This window comes from Bacillus sp. AFS031507 (genome assembly GCF_002584635.1).
Lineage (GTDB): Bacteria > Bacillota > Bacilli > Bacillales > Cytobacillaceae > Neobacillus.
This window is the reverse complement of the sequence record NZ_NUOW01000001.1, coordinates 201,667-219,031: the sequence shown is the minus strand read 5'-3', so window position 1 is coordinate 219,031 and position 17,365 is coordinate 201,667. Positions and strand designations below refer to the sequence as shown.

Sequence of the window (17,365 nt, the reverse complement as noted above, 5' to 3'; positions counted from 1 at the left end):
CCTCTTTAATCTCGTCGGAATCGCCCCATTACCTCCATCGTTTGCATGATGTTCACAAAGGCCTTTTGATCTACCGTTCTAATCGTGTGTTTTGTTTCATTTAATTCGTATTTGGTAATCACAGTGGTTAACACCTTTTTGGGCTTATGGGTGAATGCCCCTTCTGCATCCGTAACCGTGACCCCTCGTGCATGCAAATGAATGAGGGCATCCGTAAGCTCTTCATACTTATCCGTCACAATCGTTAGGGTTAATTTATTCTGATTAGTGTATACCATATCAACGGCACGACCAGACACATAAATGGCGATAATCGTATAAAGTGTGATGCCCCATCCAAAAATCAGCCCGGAAATCCCCACCACTAAAAAATTCATACAAATATTTAAAAAGCCAACCTGTAAGTTCCTTTTTTTCGCAAGAGTGAGACTAACAATATCCGTTCCTCCAGTCGAGCCTCCAATCCGAATGATTATTCCTACCGCAATTCCATAAAGGGCCCCTCCAATGATGGAAGAAAGAAGAATATCATTGCTAATTGGATGAATTGGAATAAATTTCATACTGAATGATAAAACAATAACGGAATAACCAGTGAGCAAAATGAATTTTTTTCCTAAATATTTTAATCCTACTAAAAATAGGGGAATATTGATCAGCAAAATAATCCAGCCAGTATTGATATGTAAAAAATGGTGAATAAAAAAGGCGATGCCTGTTACACCACCGGAAGTTAGTTTATGTGGAATAAGAAACGTATTAAAGGCAAATCCAAATAACATCGAACAAAGCCCAATCACAATCAGTTGAGAAATCAATCGAAACAACATGAACACCTCTATCTTTTTGTGGTGCTTTATTAATAGTCCTCCTATTATTTTGTGCTATTTTTAAAAAGTTTATTTCAAAAAACAAAAAACGCCATCAAAAGAAGGCGTTTCAAATGCACCAAAAATTAAATGACATATAGGAACACGGTTAAAAAATGCGCCAGACTTCCTAGCAAAATGAAAATATGGAAAATCTCATGGAAGCCCATGTATTTTGACTGCAAGAACTTAGGTTTGGCACCGTAGATCACCCCGCCAATCGTATAAAAAATTCCCCCGAGGATGAGCAAAAATAAACCAATCGGGTTTAAGCTTCCAGTTAGCGGTGAGAATACAAACACAATCATCCAACCCATCGCTAGATACAAGGAGGTAGAAATCCAGCGAGGGCAATTAAACCAGACCATTTTAAAAACAACCCCGCTAATTGCAATTCCTGCAATAATTGAAAATAGAATCGCTCCTATTTTTCCGTTCAAACTGATAAAGCAAAAAGGAGTATACGTACCTGCGATTAATATGAAGATCATTGAATGATCCAGCCGTCGTAAAAAGGCAATGACTTTATCGCGAGCAATTACCATATGATAGGTGGCCGATGCCGAGTAAAGCAGAATCATACTAACGCCGAAAATAATGACAGCAGTAATTGCAGACGGTGAACTTGTCGTCGCAGCCGCTTTGATAACCATCGCAAGGAGCCCGACGAAGGCTAAAACTGCTCCAGCTAAATGGGTTAGTCCGTTGATAGGTTCGCGAATGTAATTATTCATTTAATATGCCTCCCAGCACAGCATGTAGTTTTAATAACTACTTATTATAATAACGATATATCAACATCTAGTCAATGCATATATCTTTAGGTATAATAAAAAAATAAAGACCATGATCGGAGATAGATGAATGGAAAATATCAATCAAATTATTGAGCAACTCGGCTTAGAAGCCAGCTTAGCTTTAGATGAGATACCACAGATCGATTTATATATGGACCAGGTGATTCAATTATTTGAAAATAAATTCACGGATACCAAACGGAATGATGACGACAAAGTCCTCACCAAAACCATGATCAATAACTATGCAAAAGGAAAGCTCATTTTTCCAATCCATAATAAAAAATATTCAAAAGAACACCTGATCCTCATGAGCTTAATTTACCAGCTAAAAGGGGCCTTATCCATTAATGATATTAAAGTTACCCTTCAAGGAATCAATCAAAAAATTATCAAAGAGGAGATGGAGTTAGATTCTTTTTATACGAGTTATCTGAATTTAACACGCCAAAATGTTGAGGATTTCAAAGTAGACATTGAGGAAAGAGTAAAGGATGTTAGAGAAGAAATCACCGAGGATGAAAAAGGAAACTCGCCGTATCTTGAGCAGGTATTAATGATTTCTTCTCTCGTTCATATGAGTAATTTATATCGGAAAGTGGCCGAAAAACTAGTCGATGACATAACAGTAGAAAAAGAAGAAAAGCGTCACAAATAATTGTCGACGCTTTCTGCATTTTCAATGGTAATATCTTTGACCCCTAATCCGACTTCGATCGCTTTTGGTGCGGAATTTTGACTCATCACATCATCAATTTGAATAGAATCCGCTCGATTTTCGCCACCGAATACTTTAATATCGCTCCCCGCTTTTTTAAAATCTTTAACAGATATATGTTTTAATATCACATTTCTTGCCCGATACTGAACGGCAATTACCGGGTGGCCTTTGTAGTCATAAACGGGGTCACCAACCAAAGTAAAATGGTTAATGATTACATTTTTATAAGCTGAGACAACCATTCCGCGCGGCGTTGAGTCTTTATATAACTCAGTAAAAATCGGCGCAATGGATACAAGATTGGTAGCACTAATATTGTAGGCAGTTTGAGATTCAGTCTCCGTGCTTTTGTGATGTCCAATATGCCGGAAATTAAACGAGCGGTTATCGTGGACCGAAATATGTCCGATAATTTTTACGTTTGAAGCGGCTGAAGAATTTTCGTGCGCTTTTATTTCCACCCCGCCAAAGCATCGGGCAGAAGAATTATTTACAAGCAACACATTCCTCGAACCATCATCGACCTCAATCCCGTTAGAGTTAGAAAAGCCTTTCTTGTGGGCACGACCGCTTGGGTCACACAGATGGCAGCGGGAGATGAAGACATAATCACTGTGATGGGTGGTGATACCATCATCACCGAAGCCATAGCCATTCAAGTTATCGAGCCAGACATACTTGCTGCCACCACGGGCGCGAAAGCCGTCACCCGCATAATTGTACAGAGTTGATGAAACATCAAAGCAATGCAGTCCTGGATTAATCCCTTCAACATCCCTTATCCAGCCATAAGTAACATTTGCATACGTTAAGCAACTTGAGTGATTGCCCCAAGTACTTGTTTTCGTCACGTTGCCAAGCCTTTCGACATTCCAGTCCAAACTTAGGGAGCCGACGTAAAGATGATGATTCCCTTTCCAGTGATTCTTGTTAGTAATGAGCCGAGTACCTTTATCGGCAACATCATGAAGTTTAATCGTCGTCACACCTTTTCCTGCACCAACAAACATGGTCCAAGAGGGCAGTTGGATTCCCTTTGTTATAAATACCCCAGCTGGTACAATCACTTTCACTTTGCCGTTGCCAATCGCTTTTTTAAATGCAAGGGTGTTATCCGTCTTCCCATCGCCAATTGCTCCAAAATCTTCAACATGGACCTCTTTCACCATATTCTGATGTAAATTCAAGTATTCTTCATCCAACATACCTTTCCAATCCGGAAACACATTTCCTTCAGGATCTACCTTAACCTTTACTTGATCATCAGAAGTGGCGGTCGTAGATAAAAGGCGAAACAAAGCTGCTGTCATTTTTTGAGGAAGTGATCCGGTTAAATGTCGAATTTCCTTCTGACGAGGAGAGGCTTCATTCCCTCGTGTTCGATTGAAAAGCTGCTCGGTTTCTTGAATGGCCTTTTTTAGGTCCAATTGGTTTGTAAATTGGGCTAGAATTGCAGCATTCTTTCTTGGATCATGGTTTTTCTCTAAATAAAGCAATCGTTTCTCACTCCAAAGGACATTCTAATTAAAATTATTATGTCATTATTCGGCGATAAATAAAATTTTCATTTTTAGGGAAAAATCTTTTTGAATTAACATTACTAGAAGGAGATTATCATTTGAAAAAATTAACTAAAAATTTACCGTATTGCTATTGTCTATCGCCTTAATTCTACCTGCCATTAGCGTGAAGGCAGCCCCGCCCCCACCACCAGTTAGCCAGAAGCAGACCATGAGCGAGTCTGCTCACCAACTAAAGTTTAACTTCAGAAGACTTTGGATCGAGCATGCTATTTGGACGAGCCGTTATATTGTTAGCGCAGAAGCAAACCTTAAAGACCAACAAATGGTTTTGGCTAGACTTTTGAAAAACCAAGATGAAATCGGAAATGCAATCAAACCTTTTTACGGTGAAGCAGCAGGCACCAAGCTTGCCCAATTGTTACGAGAACACATTCTGCTTGCCGGAAAGGTCCTCGAAGCTGCCAAAACCAAAAACCAAGCTGATTTGAAAAAATATAATACTGCATGGTACAAAAATGCGGATGATATTGCAGCATTCCTCAGCAGTGCAAATCCAAATTGGAATAACACTGCATTGAAGCAGTTGTTACATGCGCACTTAAGGATGGTTACAAATATTGTACTTGCAAGACTTAAAAAGGATTGGAACGGAGACATTCGTGCGTTTGATGAAGGGGAAATCCACCTAATAAAAATTGCTGACGTCTTATCGGATGGAATCATCAAACAGTTCCCTCAGAAGTTTTAACAAAAGGAGAGCTTAGCTTGTGGGCAGAATTTGACCTGTCTACAAGCTTTTTTTCGCTCGTAGTCATTTATCTCATGTTTTTAATTATGAAAAACCTAAATGAGGTGTCTGGCGGGGGATAATTAAAAAAAAAAGAAAAATACTAACAAATGTTCGGAGGTGTAATCAATGGAACAGAAAGATTTTGAACAAATTTATGAAGAATACAAGCAGGAGAGTCAGCAGCAAGCCCAAATTGAAGCAGGTGATAGTAATCCAGATGGCAAAGAAGAGTTCGTTTCCGTCAGGAAGAACGATGATGGAGATATTATCGCTTTTAAAACAAGCGCTGGACGCGAGTTGGATTATATCACGGCTTTGAATGAGGCGAAAGCTGGCAAGATCGCTCATGTGGATGTCTTTCACAAATATGGTCGTGACATCATCCGCAGTGAGCCAGACGGAATTAAAGAAAATAATCTGGATCAATTACCTGGTTTTTAAGGAGTGTGTCCATGCATTGGTATGAAAAGTTGAATCAGTATTTTCCTGTTGAAGAAATGAAATCAAGAGCACATATGGAAACCTTACTGAAAGAGCGATCAAACATCTATCATAAGGATGAGGGACCGAATCATGTTTTAATGTATGCAGAACTAGATAAGTTTGTATTTATTGATTATTTATTTGTTTCAAAAAATGCCCGTGGTGAGGGACTAGGTCATAAACTATTGGAAAAGTTAAAACAAAAAGGGAAGCCGATCATCCTTGAAGTGGAACCAGTCAATTATGAGGATAGCGATACTGAAAAACGTCTCCATTTTTATAAACGAGAAAAATTCGATCACGCCGTGTCCATTGGATATGAGAGGAAATCATTGGCGACTAATGAGGTAAATAGGATGGAAATTCTCTATTGGGCACCAAATAATGAATCTGAAGAAATGATTTTTGAAGCAATTAAACAAACATATGATACAATTCACACCTATAAAGATCACCACTTTTATGGTAAATCCTACGAGCCGGTGGATGAGGCTTTAACCTTTAACGAAGAATCTGAGAATAAAAATATATTAAACGAGTTGTAACACCCATGCTTTCTCTATATAAATAATAAAAAAATGAGCCTGGGTATCCAAGCTCATTTTTTATTATTTACTTAGTTCGTATTGTGAAATTTTATCCTCATATGTCAAGGTAACACCAATTTCATCCCAGCCATTCAGCAGCATTACTTTAGGATACGGGGCAATTTCGAATGTAACCTTAAAGCCTTCGTTATCATAAACCACTTGATTCTCAAGGTCTACGGTTAATTGGTATTCCACGGATTCAGCTTTTTTAATAATGTACTGAACTTGTTCGTCACTAACCTGGATAGGGAGAATCCCATTTTTTACACAATTGTTTTTAAAAATATCTGCATAACTTGGGGCAATGACAATTTTAAAGCCAAAATCTTGAACAGCCCATGGAGCGTGCTCACGTGAGGAGCCGCAGCCAAAGTTTTCACCGGCAACCAAAATTGATGCACCATTATATTTTGGATCATTCAAAGAAAAATCAGGTCGAAGATTTCCATTGTCATCAAAACGCCAATGATAAAACAGGAATTGTCCAAAGCCGCTGCGTTCAATCCGCTTTAAAAACTGCTTAGGGATAATTTGGTCAGTATCAACGTTTGACCGGTTTAATGGATAAACAAGGCCTTGATGTATTTTTAGCGGTTCCATATATTATCTAACCTCCTGTGCTGCAGAGAATTGTCGGACATCAACGAAGTGTCCTGCAACAGCGGCAGCGGCTGCCATTTCAGGACTGACAAGGTGGGTTCTGGCCCCGTTACCTTGACGCCCTTCAAAATTTCGGTTAGAAGTAGAGGCGCAGCGTTCCCCAGGTGGAACAATATCATCATTCATCGCCAAGCACATACTGCAGCCTGCTTCGCGCCATTCAAAGCCTGCATCTGTAAAGACTTTATCAAGTCCTTCTTTTTCTGCCGCAAGCTTAACACTAAATGAACCTGGAACGACGATGGCGGTAACAGATGGGCTGACCTTTAAGCCCCGTATAACCTCAGCTGCACTTCGTAAGTCGCTTATGCGCGAATTAGTGCAAGAACCGATGAAAACATGGTCAATTTTTACACTTGAAATAGGCTGACCTGCTTCAAGGCCCATGTATTCAAGCGCACGGTTAATCTCGTCCTTTTCGCTTATCTTCTCAGTTTCATCAGGGTTTGGCACATTGGCAGTAATTGGAATACACATTCCCGGATTTGTTCCCCACGTTACCTGTGGTTCAACTTCGGCTGCTTCAATTTCAACAACCCGATCATAAGCAGCACCTTCATCCGTAGCAAGAGCCTTCCATTGTGCAACTGCTTCTTCAAACGCTTCCCCTTTAGGGACATGCCGTCTTCCTCTTAAGTATTCAAAAGTGGTTTCATCCGGAGTAATAAGCCCGGCTCTAGCACCCGCTTCAATGGACATATTACAAACGGTCATTCGCTCTTCCATGGAGAGAGAGCGGATAGCTTCCCCTGTGTATTCCATCACATAACCCGTTCCAAATTGGACACCGAATTTACCGATGATGGCAAGAATTAAGTCTTTAGCAGTTACGCCAGTACCTAGCTTACCGTTCACTTTGACATTTAACGTTTTAGGCGGTGCTTGCCAAAGTGTTTGTGTTGCAAGAACATGCTCGACCTCACTTGTACCAATTCCAAAAGCAAGTGCACCAAATGCACCATGTGTAGAGGTATGACTATCACCGCAAACAATTGTTTTACCAGGCTGTGTAAGACCAAGTTCAGGTCCAATTACATGGACAATCCCATTATCCGGATGATGAATATCAGCGAGAGTAATCCCGAACTCCTGGCAATTCTCTTGCAGTGTATCGATTTGTTTTTTTGAAATAGGGTCATTGATTACAAGACGTTGGCGAGTTGGAACATTATGATCCATCGTTGCGAAAGTAAGGTCCGGTCGTCGCACCTTGCGCCCGTTCATTCGCAAGCCCTCAAATGCCTGAGGAGAGGTTACTTCGTGAACAAGGTGTAAATCAATATATAATAAATCCGGCTTTCCTTCTTCTTGATGTACAACATGCTTTTCCCAAATTTTTTGGATTATATTTTTTGGTGTTTGCATAGCGTCCTTCCTCACATTAATGAATTTTATTGTGTGACTAACTAACAAATATTTTGGATAAATTTAGGGGTAAATCGCAACAAAGACGATTTACCCACCCAATCAATCATTAAAAATAACAGCTGGCGATACATTTCGAAGCGTTTTGCGATTTAATATAATCTGCAATAAGCTTTGTCATTTCCGCTGTCCCAACAAGGCGTCCATTTGCAACTTGAAGATCACCAGTGTGGAAGCCAGCATCTAAGACCGATTGGACAGCATCTTCAATCACTTTTGCTTCGTCATTCAATTGGAATGAATAGCGAAGCATCAGTGCTGCAGACAAAATCATTGCGACTGGATTGGCAATACCCTTACCAGCGATGTCTGGGGCAGAGCCATGAACAGGCTCATATAGACCAACCCCATTTTCATTTAAACTAGCAGAAGGAAGCATACCAAGTGATCCTGTGATAACAGAGGCTTCATCGCTTAAAATGTCCCCAAATAGATTCTCCGTTACAATTACGTCGAACTGAGTTGGGTTAGTGATTAATTTCATAGCAGCAGCATCTACTAAAACATGTTCAACGGCTACATCTGGATACTGAGCTTTTTTCTCTTCGACAATTTCACGCCATAGCTTACTAGATTCAAGTACATTTGCTTTATCAACCGAAGTAAGATGACCGCTGCGCTGCTGAGCTGCTTGAAAGCCCTTATCGACAATTCTTTCAATCTCTTGACGAGAATAAACAAGCGTGTCTACAACGGAGTTTCCGTTGTCGCGGCGTTCACTTGGTGTTCCGAAATAAAGGCCGCCAGTTAATTCACGAACGATAAGGAGGTCGCTCCCAGAGACTACTTCTTCCTTTAAGGGTGATGCATGAAGAAGGTTTTTAAATCCTTTGATCGGCCTTAAATTCGCATATAAATCAAGTGCCTTTCGGATTCCAAGCAAGCCTCGTTCAGGACGTAAATGGGAGGGATTGGTATCCCATTTTGGCCCCCCAACAGCACCCAGCAAGACCGCATCTGCCTGTTTACAAGCATTAACGGTTGTTTCAGGAAGCGGTGTGCCGTAAAGGTCAATGGCTGCTCCTCCGATTTCATGGCTTTCAAAGCTAAAAGTATGATTGTATTCTTCAGCAATTGCATTTAACACGTCTTTTGCAGAGTTAATAACTTCCTTACCAATGCCATCACCGGGAAGTAAGACAATTCGTTTTTTCATTAGAAGCAACCTCCTCATTTTTTGTTTGTTTTTTATAGATTAGCGGTTTCTTTAACTGCGCTATTTTGGTTGAAAAATACACGATTAACTGCGTTTAAGAATGATTTTGCTGAAGCTTCCAGTACATCCTGTGCTGAACCGCGCCCGGTTACAGGTGATCCGTTCACCGACATTTTGACATGAACCTCAGCAAGTGCATCCCGTCCTTGACCGATCGAGCTTAATCTAAAGTCAGTAAGATGGATTTCTTCTTTAATCAATGCTTCTAAGGTATTCATTAAAGCTTCGACACTGCCTGAGCCTGTGCGCGCCGTTTCCACGCGAATACCTTCGGGAGTGGTTAGAGCCACAGTTGCGGTTGGCAAGTTTGCTGAACCGTAATGGACTTGGAAGGCAACCAGTTCATATTTTTTAATATCAACAGCTGTTGTTTGGATATCGGTTAAAATTGCAAATAAATCTTCGTCTGTTACTTCTTTCTTACGATCGGTTAATAGTTTAAAAGCAGTAAACGCTTCGACTAATTTTTCGTCCGAGAGTTCAAAGCCCATTTGCTCAATTTTATCTTTGAATGCATGGCGGCCGGAATGTTTGCCAAGAACTAAATCATTAGATTTAACCCCTACTAATTCAGGTGTAATAATCTCATAGGTTAGCGTATTTTTTAAGACGCCATCCTGGTGGATTCCTGATTCATGTGCGAAGGCATTTTTTCCAACAACTGCTTTATTCGGAGGAACAATCATCCCTGTAAAGCGACTGACAAGGTCACTCGTCCGTTTTATTTCTTTTAACACGAGATTCGTAGTATAAGGATACTTATCTTTACGAATATTTAATGCAACTCCAATTTCCTCAAGAGCTGCATTACCTGCACGTTCTCCAATTCCATTAATCGTACCCTCGACTTGTGTAACCCCGTTTTCGATGGCAGCTAGGGAATTGGCAACGGCCATCCCTAAGTCATCATGACAATGGCAAGATAATGCTGCTTTATGAATATTTGGAACGTTGTCGCGGATGTAGCGGAACATGCGTCCATATTCTTCAGGTGTGGTATACCCGACTGTATCCGGAAGGTTGATGACTGTTGCACCAGCATCGATAACCTTTGTAATTATTTGAACAAGAAAATCAAGGTCAGATCGAGATGCATCTTCAGCGGACCACTCAATATGAGGAAAGTTCCTTTTCGCATATGAAACCATGTCTACCGCTATTTGGGTGACTTCCTCTGGTGTTTTCATTAGTTTATATTGCATATGGATAGGGGAGGTGGCAAGGAAAACATGCAACCTTGGTTCTGCAGCATCTTTTAACGCATCCCACGCAATGTCAATGTCCGATTTCGTCGCTCTTGCTAGGCCTGTGACCGATACATTTTTAATATTCCGGGCGATTGCTCTTACTGCTTCAAAATCGCCTTGGGAGGAAGCCGGGAAGCCGGCCTCCATAATGTCAACACCAAACCGTTCAAGTTGTCTTGCGATTTCCAATTTTTCAAGCTGGTTTAAATTTACACCAGGGGACTGTTCGCCATCGCGTAATGTCGTATCGAAGATGTTAACGTGAACCATTTACCACCACTTCCTTCTTTGCATTTACTGGTTTGTTTTTAATAAACGGCATTAATGCACGAAGTTCACGGCCAACTTGTTCAATTTGATGATTGTTTTCAGCGCGATTAATTGCGTTGAATTGTGGACGGTTTGCTTGGTTTTCAAGGATCCAGCCCTTTGCAAACACTCCAGTTTGGATATCTGTTAATACGTCTTTCATCCGTGCTTTGGTATCCGCATTTACGACACGTGGTCCAGAAACGAAATCTCCCCATTGTGCAGTATCGGAGATTGAATAACGCATATTTTCAAAGCCACCTTCATATAAAAGGTCAACGATTAATTTTAATTCATGTAAACACTCAAAGTAGGCAACTTCAGGCTGATAACCAGCTTCAACAAGAGTTTCAAATCCAGCTTTGATAAGGGCAGTAGTTCCGCCGCAAAGAACAGCTTGTTCTCCGAAAAGATCTGTTTCTGTTTCTTCTTGGAATGTAGTTTCTAAAACACCTGCACGGGCTGAGCCAATACCTTTTGCATAGGCAAGGGCAAGGTCACGTGCTTGACCAGTGTAGTCTTGATAAACTGCGTAAAGTGCTGGTACACCAGCGCCTTCAGTGTAAGTACGGCGTACTAAATGACCAGGGCCTTTTGGTGCTACTAAAAATACGTCTACATCTGCAGGAGGAACGATTTGGCTAAAGTGAACATTGAAACCATGGGCAAAAACAAGGGCTTTACCTGCTTCAAGGTGTGGTTCGATGCTTTCTTTGTAAACCTTTGGCTGCATTTCATCAGGAAGAAGAACCATAATTACGTCAGCTGCTGCAGCTGCCTCTGCAACTGACGTAACTTCAACGCCATCTTCAACTGCTTTATCCCATGATTTTCCACCTCTTAATCCAACTACCACATCAAAACCGCTCTCTTTTAAATTAAGTGCATGTGCATGACCTTGTGAACCATATCCAATTACTGCGATTTTCTTTCCTTGTAAAACCTCTTCTTGAATATCTCCGTTATATAGTACTTTTGCCATGATCTATCATCCTTTCAAGGTAAATTATTATTTTAGTAGGGTGTGGTGAGTTAGTTCGTTTACTTGCGGTTGATGCCCGCGTAAAAGGGCGGTCAACCCTGTTCTGGCAATCTCTTTAATTCCATAAGGGCGAAGCAATTCTAGTAATGCATCGATTTTTTCAGGTTTGCCGGTGATTTGAATGGCTAAGCTATCCTTACTTACGTCAATAACAATCGCACGAAACGGATCAATAATTCCGTTAATCTCACTGCGGAGCTGGCTGCTGCTGGCTACTTTAATCAAGGCCAATTCGCGGACAACGACTGCTTTATCAGTAATATCAGAAACTTTTAAAACATCAATCTGTTTATTGAGTTGCTTTGTCACTTGTTCGAGACGCTGTTCATCTTCAATCTCGACAACCAGGGTCATTCTTGAAATACCTTCCGTTTCTGTTGGACCAACGGAAATACTTTCAATATTGAATTGCCGTCTTTGCAAAAGTCCAGTAACGCGGTTGAGTACACCGGCTCGATCCTGAACGGTTGCGGTAATGATTCGTTTCATGGTTTCACCCCAATCATTTCATGGATTCCTTTGCCAGGGGCAATCATTGGGAATACTTTCTCTTGTTGAAGTACACGGCAATCAACTAATACCGGACCATTATGAGCAAATACTTCCGGTAAAACAGTGATCAGTTCTTCTTGATTATCAACCCGATAACCCTTAATCGAATAGCTGTCTGCAAGTTTGACAAAATCAGGCTGTGTATGAAGGATCGATTCTGAAATACGGTTTCCGTGTAATAATTCCTGCCATTGGCGAACCATTCCAAGTGCGCCGTTGTTGACAATAATGATTTTTACAGGAAGGTTTCTTTCATAAATAATCGATAATTCCTGAAGTGTCATTTGAAAACCGCCATCTCCAACAATTGCAACAACGGTACTATCCGGTGCGGCAATTTGTGCGCCAATCGCAGCAGGGAAGCCAAAGCCCATTGTCCCAAGTCCGCCAGAGGTAATCCAGCGGTGCGGCTCTTTAAAGGTGTAATACTGTGCTGCCCACATTTGGTGCTGCCCTACATCGGTTGCGACGATGGCGTCACCGTTCGTTACTTTATGGACTGCTTCAATGACCCATTGCGGACACATTCCGTTTGGATCATGCTTATACCAAAGCGGATATTCCTGCTTGTTTTGGCTCAGTTTTTCCAGCCATGCAGCAGAATTTGGTGATTCAATCGCTTGATCAAGCAGTTCAGTAAGTGCCTCTTTCGTATCAGAAACGATTGGGAGATTTGTTGGAACATTTTTACCAATTTCGGCTGGATCGATGTCAATATGGGCAACCTTCGCAAAAGGTGCGAAGTGTTTAAGATTACCTGTTAGTCTGTCATCGAAGCGGGCTCCAAAATTGATAAGCAGATCACATTCGTAAATGGCCGTGTTAGCTGCATATGTTCCGTGCATTCCACCCATTCCTAACGAGAGGGGATGATCTGCCGGAAAAGTACCAAGTCCAAGTAAAGTTGTGACCACCGGGATCTGGTGTTTTTCCGCCAAAGCCGTTAGTTCAGCAGATGCTTTCCCATGGAGAACACCCGCGCCTGAAAGAATTACAGGCTTGATAGCCTTTGAAATCGAATCGGCAAGCTTTTTAATTTGTAATGGATTTGGCTTTGTTGTTGGCTGGTATCCAGGTAAATTAATGCTCGCTTCTTCAGGTTCATTCGTTAATACTCCGGCGGAAATATCTTTAGGGACGTCGACTAAGACTGGCCCAGGCCGTCCGGTAGAAGCAATATGAAAAGCTTCCTTGACGATGCGTGGTAAGTCCTCGATCGATTGAACCTGAAAGTTATGTTTGGTAATTGGTGTTGTAATCGCCATAACATCAGCCTCTTGGAAGGCGTCAGTTCCAATGACACTTCGTGCAACCTGACCTGTGAATATAACAAGCGGCAGGGAATCCATCATCGCATCAGTTATTCCTGTCACAAGGTTGGTCGCCCCAGGTCCTGATGTGGCAAGAACGACTCCAGGTTTCCCTGTAACTCGGGCATACCCTTCAGCTGCATGGATCATTCCTTGTTCATGTCGGAAGAGAATATGCTTGATTGTACCCTGGGCGCGGTAAATGGCATCATAGATTGGAAGGACGGCACCCCCGGGATATCCAAACAGCGTTTCCACACCTTCTTTTTTCAGTAAGTCGATGAGAAGGTCTGCACCGGTTCTCGGCTCTGTTGTAGTTTGGACCTCAAGCTTTTTTGCTTCTACTTTCACGTCATAATCCCTCCTTAAGGGTAAAAATTAAATGTAGATGTCGGAAAATAGTGATTTGTTTTTTTTGTATTATAATATAGAAATTTGTAAATAAACAGATAATTTTGTTGGTAAAACGTCGGAATCTGACAATAAATCTTTATGCATAGTTAAAAAGGCCCATTCTCCACGAATTAACTGCAAAAACGAAAACATAAGCAGAATAATCGGGGAGAAAAGGCCTTTCATTTTCTCGGTACCACCCGGTTTTACAGTATCCTTACGAATACTGCCTTATGAAGCGATCCACTAAAACATAGAACGCTTCTTTTTGTAACAGGTGCTCAAAAGTATATGCACCCGATTGAGCCTACTAAAGTCAGGACCGTTCAGCTCAACACTCAGGGATGATGTCGGAATAAGTTGTATTACTGGGCTTCCAGCAACCCCAGCTCTCTGAAAATACTAAATCTTATTCCTTTATTCCCGTCATCGATTTATTCGCTATTTTTTTGTCAAAAGATCTTCATTTAACGCTTTTAGTACCTTAACTTCCTTAGGAAGGGGAGGGGTACTACGAATTCCCATTGGTATTTCTAAAATTTCATAATCCCGCCAGTATTGGCAGATGTAACGAGTTTTGCATATTTTGCAAGGTAACCTGTTTTGATTTTTGGCTCTGGTTTTACCCATGCCTTACGTCTTTCTTCTAACACTTCATCATCTACAAGAAGTTCAATCGAGCGTGCTTCAAGATCGATTAAGATTTTGTCTCCATTTTCAACAAGGGCGATTGGTCCGCCTTCGGCTGCTTCAGGAGAGATATGACCGATGGAGATACCACGGCTGGCTCCTGAGAAGCGTCCATCTGTAATTAGGGCAACTTCTTTGCCTAATCCACGACCCATAATTGCGGAAGTAGGAGCAAGCATCTCAGGCATTCCTGGACCGCCTTTTGGACCTTCATAGCGGATAACGACTACGTGTCCGGCTTGAACTGTCCCATTATTAATATTTTCTTGTGCATCATCCTGAGATTCAAAAACGATTGCTTCACCCAAGAAGGTTTTTATCGATGGATCAACTGCACCCACCTTGATTACACCACCATCTGGAGCAATGTTTCCATATAGGATGGATAGTCCACCAACAGGGCTATATGGATTGTCTTTTGTCCGGATGACGGTTTCATTCGTGATTGTTGCTTCCTTCACATTTTCAGAAAGTGTTTTTCCGGTAATGGTTAAACAGTTATCATGCAAGGCGCCTTCCAATTTATAAAGTTCATTAATAATGGCACTAACACCGCCTGCATGATGAATGTCTTCCATTGAATAATCGGATGCTGGCATAATTTTAGCTAGATAAGGAACTCTCTCAGCAATTTTGTTTATCTCACGTAAATCGTATTCAATCCCGGCTTCATGGGCAATGGCTAATGTATGAAGCACTGTATTGGTTGAACCACCCATGGCCATATCTAGGGCAAAGGCATTATCGATTGCCTCTCTAGTAATAATGTCACGTGGTTTAATATCTTTTTTTACTAATTCGATTAGATGCCTTGCTGCTTGACGAATTAATTCATGCCTCTCATCTGACGTTGCAACAATTGTTCCGTTGCCAGGAACCGTCATTCCTAATACTTCCATTAGACAGTTCATTGAGTTGGCTGTAAACATCCCTGAACATGACCCGCAAGTAGGGCAGGCATTGTTTTCGATGTCAAGCAGTTCCTTTTGGCTGATTGTACCGTTATGGTAAGCCCCAACACCTTCAAATACAGAAGTAAGGGAAAGGTTCTTTCCAGTTGAAGGCGAAACACCTGCTTCCATCGGTCCACCTGATACAAATACAGAAGGGACGTTTGTTCTCGCTGCTGCCATTAACATTCCAGGTGTAATCTTGTCACAGTTTGGAATGTAAAAAACACCATCGAACCAATGAGCATTAATTACTGTTTCGGCACTATCAGCGATAAGTTCACGACTTGGAAGGGAATATCGCATTCCAATATGTCCCATCGCAATGCCATCATCCACACCAATCGTATTGAATTCGAATGGAATACCGCCAGCCTCACGGATGGCTTCTTTTACAATCTCACCGAAATGATTAAGGTGTTTGTGTCCTGGGATAATTTCAATAAACGAGTTACAGACGCCGATAAACGGCTTTTCGAGATCACTCGTTTTAACCCCTGTTGCATATAAAAGGCTCCGGTGGGGTGCCCGATCAATTCCCTTTTTAATCATATCGCTACGCATATTAATTTAGCTCCTAACTGACGATTGCATGGTTTGAACCTGTTGGGTAACAAGCCACTCCGTCTGTTGTTACAATTTTCCTGAATTCTTCTAAAAGAACTTTAGTAACTTCACCAGGTGTTCCATCACTAATTTTACGGCCATCCACATCAATAACTGCAATTACTTCTACAGCTGTGCCGGTTAAGAACACCTCATCAGCCACATAGACATCATGTCTAGTAAATGGTGATTCACGGACTTCAAAGCCCTTGGCTCTTGCAATATCTAGGATAGCGTTACGGGTAATTCCTTCTAATGCCCCTAAATAAACAGGCGGGGTATAGATGGCACCATTTTTTACAATAAAGATATTGTCAGCTGAGCCTTCAGTAACATAACCCTGATCATTAAGCATTAATGCTTCCTCAACGCCAGCTTGATTAGCCTCTAATTTTACTAGAATATTATTTAAATAGTTAAGTGATTTAATCTGTGGGCTTAGGACATCTGGGCGATTCCTTCGACTCGCAACAGATGCAATTTTAATTCCACGTTCGTAATACTCTTTAGGATACATGCTAAGTTCTTCAGCAATAATAATGACGCTTGGCTTCGAGCAGGAAGAAGGGTCTAGGCCGAGATTCCCTTTTCCACGGGAAACAACGACACGAATATAGGCGCTTTCTAGCTGATTTTTTCTAATTGTCTCGACGATTAATTGAGTCATTTCCTCCTGTGTGTATGGAATATTCAGCATAATGGATTGTGCTGATTCATACAGTCTTTTCAGGTGAGCATCGAGTCTAAAGACGTTTCCGCTATAAACGCGTATGCCTTCAAACACACCATCACCATATAAAAAACCATGATCGAAAACTGAAACTACAGCATCTTCTTTCTTGACGAACTCGCCGCCAAGGAAAATCCATTGACTCCCCAACCTAACCACTCCTCTTTTGTGATAGAACGCTTTAAATGACTAAACAAATTTTTAAAAAGAATTGCCATACCCATCTCCAAATGGTGAGGAGCTATGACAGTTATTGAATAGATGATTATTTTCGATAATCATACAACCAATCGAAAACATGGTCAATATAAAAATCTGACAATTCAAATAAATCAAAAAAGTTGATAGCGTTTACATTATTGTTGTGATAAGGAAAACAGCGAAAAAAATTTTTTTGAAATTTTTTTATTTTTAGGTTATTTTGTCCTCGAAATGGATTGAAACGAGGGAATATTCAGAGGT

At 41.1% G+C, this 17,365-nt stretch carries 16 protein-coding genes; 4 read left to right on the top strand and 12 right to left on the bottom strand.

What is annotated here, in order from left to right; all coding sequences use genetic code 11:
* Window positions 1-5 precede the first annotated feature (5 nt).
* Both COE25_RS01040 and trhA read right to left on the bottom strand, forming a co-directional pair.
* Entirely contained in the window at window positions 6-830 is an 825-nt protein-coding gene (locus COE25_RS01040) for a YitT family protein (RefSeq protein ID WP_256942266.1), read from the bottom strand.
* A gap of 125 nt (window positions 831-955) precedes the next feature.
* On the bottom strand, window positions 956-1,603 hold the full coding sequence (gene trhA, locus COE25_RS01035) for a PAQR family membrane homeostasis protein TrhA (RefSeq protein WP_088085698.1): 648 nt from the start codon (window positions 1,601-1,603) through the stop codon (window positions 956-958).
* 130 nt (window positions 1,604-1,733) lie between these two features.
* Between trhA and COE25_RS01030 the strand changes: the two genes are divergently transcribed.
* Window positions 1,734-2,324, top strand: a complete 591-nt coding sequence (locus COE25_RS01030; protein WP_098930210.1) for a DUF1836 domain-containing protein — start codon at window positions 1,734-1,736, stop codon at window positions 2,322-2,324.
* Here COE25_RS01030 and COE25_RS01025 read toward each other — a convergent pair.
* The gene (locus COE25_RS01025) at window positions 2,315-3,883 is read right to left on the bottom strand and encodes a glycosyl hydrolase family 28-related protein (RefSeq protein ID WP_098930207.1); all 1,569 of its coding nucleotides are present in this window, start codon (window positions 3,881-3,883) and stop codon (window positions 2,315-2,317) included. The genes COE25_RS01030 and COE25_RS01025 overlap by 10 nt on opposite strands.
* A gap of 235 nt (window positions 3,884-4,118) precedes the next feature.
* Here COE25_RS01025 and COE25_RS01020 point away from each other — a divergent pair, with 235 nt between their 5' ends.
* From COE25_RS01020 to COE25_RS01010, 3 genes are all read left to right on the top strand, one after another.
* A complete protein-coding gene (locus tag COE25_RS01020) occupies window positions 4,119-4,658 on the top strand; it encodes a glycosyltransferase (RefSeq protein ID WP_257208671.1) in 540 nt (179 codons plus the stop codon).
* A 168-nt stretch (window positions 4,659-4,826) separates the two neighbouring features.
* Window positions 4,827-5,141, top strand: coding sequence for a DUF3892 domain-containing protein (locus COE25_RS01015; protein WP_098930203.1), 315 nt, complete (start codon window positions 4,827-4,829; stop codon window positions 5,139-5,141).
* 11 nt (window positions 5,142-5,152) lie between these two features.
* Entirely contained in the window at window positions 5,153-5,728 is a 576-nt protein-coding gene (locus COE25_RS01010) for a GNAT family N-acetyltransferase (RefSeq protein ID WP_098930197.1), read from the top strand.
* 63 nt (window positions 5,729-5,791) lie between these two features.
* On the opposite strand, the gene leuD is transcribed toward COE25_RS01010, so the two are convergent.
* From leuD to ilvE, 9 genes are all read right to left on the bottom strand, one after another.
* The gene (leuD, locus tag COE25_RS01005) at window positions 5,792-6,373 is read right to left on the bottom strand and encodes a 3-isopropylmalate dehydratase small subunit (RefSeq protein WP_088085704.1); all 582 of its coding nucleotides are present in this window, start codon (window positions 6,371-6,373) and stop codon (window positions 5,792-5,794) included.
* 3 nt (window positions 6,374-6,376) lie between these two features.
* Window positions 6,377-7,798: a 3-isopropylmalate dehydratase large subunit gene (gene leuC, locus COE25_RS01000; protein ID WP_098930194.1), complete on the bottom strand. Its 1,422-nt coding sequence runs from the start codon at window positions 7,796-7,798 to the stop codon at window positions 6,377-6,379.
* A 109-nt stretch (window positions 7,799-7,907) separates the two neighbouring features.
* On the bottom strand, window positions 7,908-9,014 hold the full coding sequence (leuB, locus tag COE25_RS00995) for a 3-isopropylmalate dehydrogenase (protein WP_098930192.1): 1,107 nt from the start codon (window positions 9,012-9,014) through the stop codon (window positions 7,908-7,910).
* Between the two features lie 32 nt (window positions 9,015-9,046).
* Window positions 9,047-10,591, bottom strand: a complete 1,545-nt coding sequence (locus COE25_RS00990) for a 2-isopropylmalate synthase (RefSeq protein WP_088085707.1) — start codon at window positions 10,589-10,591, stop codon at window positions 9,047-9,049.
* Window positions 10,578-11,612, bottom strand: a complete 1,035-nt coding sequence (ilvC, locus tag COE25_RS00985; RefSeq protein ID WP_088085708.1) for a ketol-acid reductoisomerase — start codon at window positions 11,610-11,612, stop codon at window positions 10,578-10,580. Before ilvC ends, COE25_RS00990 begins: the two co-directional genes overlap by 14 nt.
* A gap of 27 nt (window positions 11,613-11,639) precedes the next feature.
* Complete coding sequence (gene ilvN / locus COE25_RS00980; RefSeq protein WP_088085709.1) at window positions 11,640-12,161, bottom strand: acetolactate synthase small subunit; 522 nt, start codon at window positions 12,159-12,161, stop codon at window positions 11,640-11,642.
* Window positions 12,158-13,885: a biosynthetic-type acetolactate synthase large subunit gene (gene ilvB, locus COE25_RS00975; protein ID WP_098930190.1), complete on the bottom strand. Its 1,728-nt coding sequence runs from the start codon at window positions 13,883-13,885 to the stop codon at window positions 12,158-12,160. Before ilvB ends, ilvN begins: the two co-directional genes overlap by 4 nt.
* Before the next feature lie 575 nt (window positions 13,886-14,460).
* Window positions 14,461-16,131, bottom strand: a complete 1,671-nt coding sequence (gene ilvD, locus COE25_RS00970) for a dihydroxy-acid dehydratase (RefSeq protein WP_098930188.1) — start codon at window positions 16,129-16,131, stop codon at window positions 14,461-14,463.
* Between the two features lie 13 nt (window positions 16,132-16,144).
* Complete coding sequence (gene ilvE, locus COE25_RS00965) at window positions 16,145-17,053, bottom strand: branched-chain-amino-acid transaminase (protein ID WP_088085713.1); 909 nt, start codon at window positions 17,051-17,053, stop codon at window positions 16,145-16,147.
* Window positions 17,054-17,365: the final 312 nt, after the last annotated feature.

Excerpts from the sequence above, each read along its gene's own strand:
- COE25_RS01040 (WP_256942266.1), bottom strand. The coding sequence starts at position 830 with ATGTTGTTTCGATTGATTTCTCAACTGATTGTGATTGGGCTTTGTTCG.
- trhA (WP_088085698.1), bottom strand. The coding sequence starts at position 1,603 with ATGAATAATTACATTCGCGAACCTATCAACGGACTAACCCATTTAGCT.
- COE25_RS01030 (WP_098930210.1), top strand. The coding sequence starts at position 1,734 with ATGGAAAATATCAATCAAATTATTGAGCAACTCGGCTTAGAAGCCAGC.
- COE25_RS01020 (WP_257208671.1), top strand. The coding sequence starts at position 4,119 with ATGAGCGAGTCTGCTCACCAACTAAAGTTTAACTTCAGAAGACTTTGG.
- COE25_RS01015 (WP_098930203.1), top strand. The coding sequence starts at position 4,827 with ATGGAACAGAAAGATTTTGAACAAATTTATGAAGAATACAAGCAGGAG.
- COE25_RS01010 (WP_098930197.1), top strand. The coding sequence starts at position 5,153 with ATGCATTGGTATGAAAAGTTGAATCAGTATTTTCCTGTTGAAGAAATG.
- leuD (WP_088085704.1), bottom strand. The coding sequence starts at position 6,373 with ATGGAACCGCTAAAAATACATCAAGGCCTTGTTTATCCATTAAACCGG.
- leuC (WP_098930194.1), bottom strand. The coding sequence starts at position 7,798 with ATGCAAACACCAAAAAATATAATCCAAAAAATTTGGGAAAAGCATGTT.
- leuB (WP_098930192.1), bottom strand. The coding sequence starts at position 9,014 with ATGAAAAAACGAATTGTCTTACTTCCCGGTGATGGCATTGGTAAGGAA.
- COE25_RS00990 (WP_088085707.1), bottom strand. The coding sequence starts at position 10,591 with ATGGTTCACGTTAACATCTTCGATACGACATTACGCGATGGCGAACAG.
- ilvC (WP_088085708.1), bottom strand. The coding sequence starts at position 11,612 with ATGGCAAAAGTACTATATAACGGAGATATTCAAGAAGAGGTTTTACAA.
- ilvN (WP_088085709.1), bottom strand. The coding sequence starts at position 12,161 with ATGAAACGAATCATTACCGCAACCGTTCAGGATCGAGCCGGTGTACTC.
- ilvD (WP_098930188.1), bottom strand. The coding sequence starts at position 16,131 with ATGCGTAGCGATATGATTAAAAAGGGAATTGATCGGGCACCCCACCGG.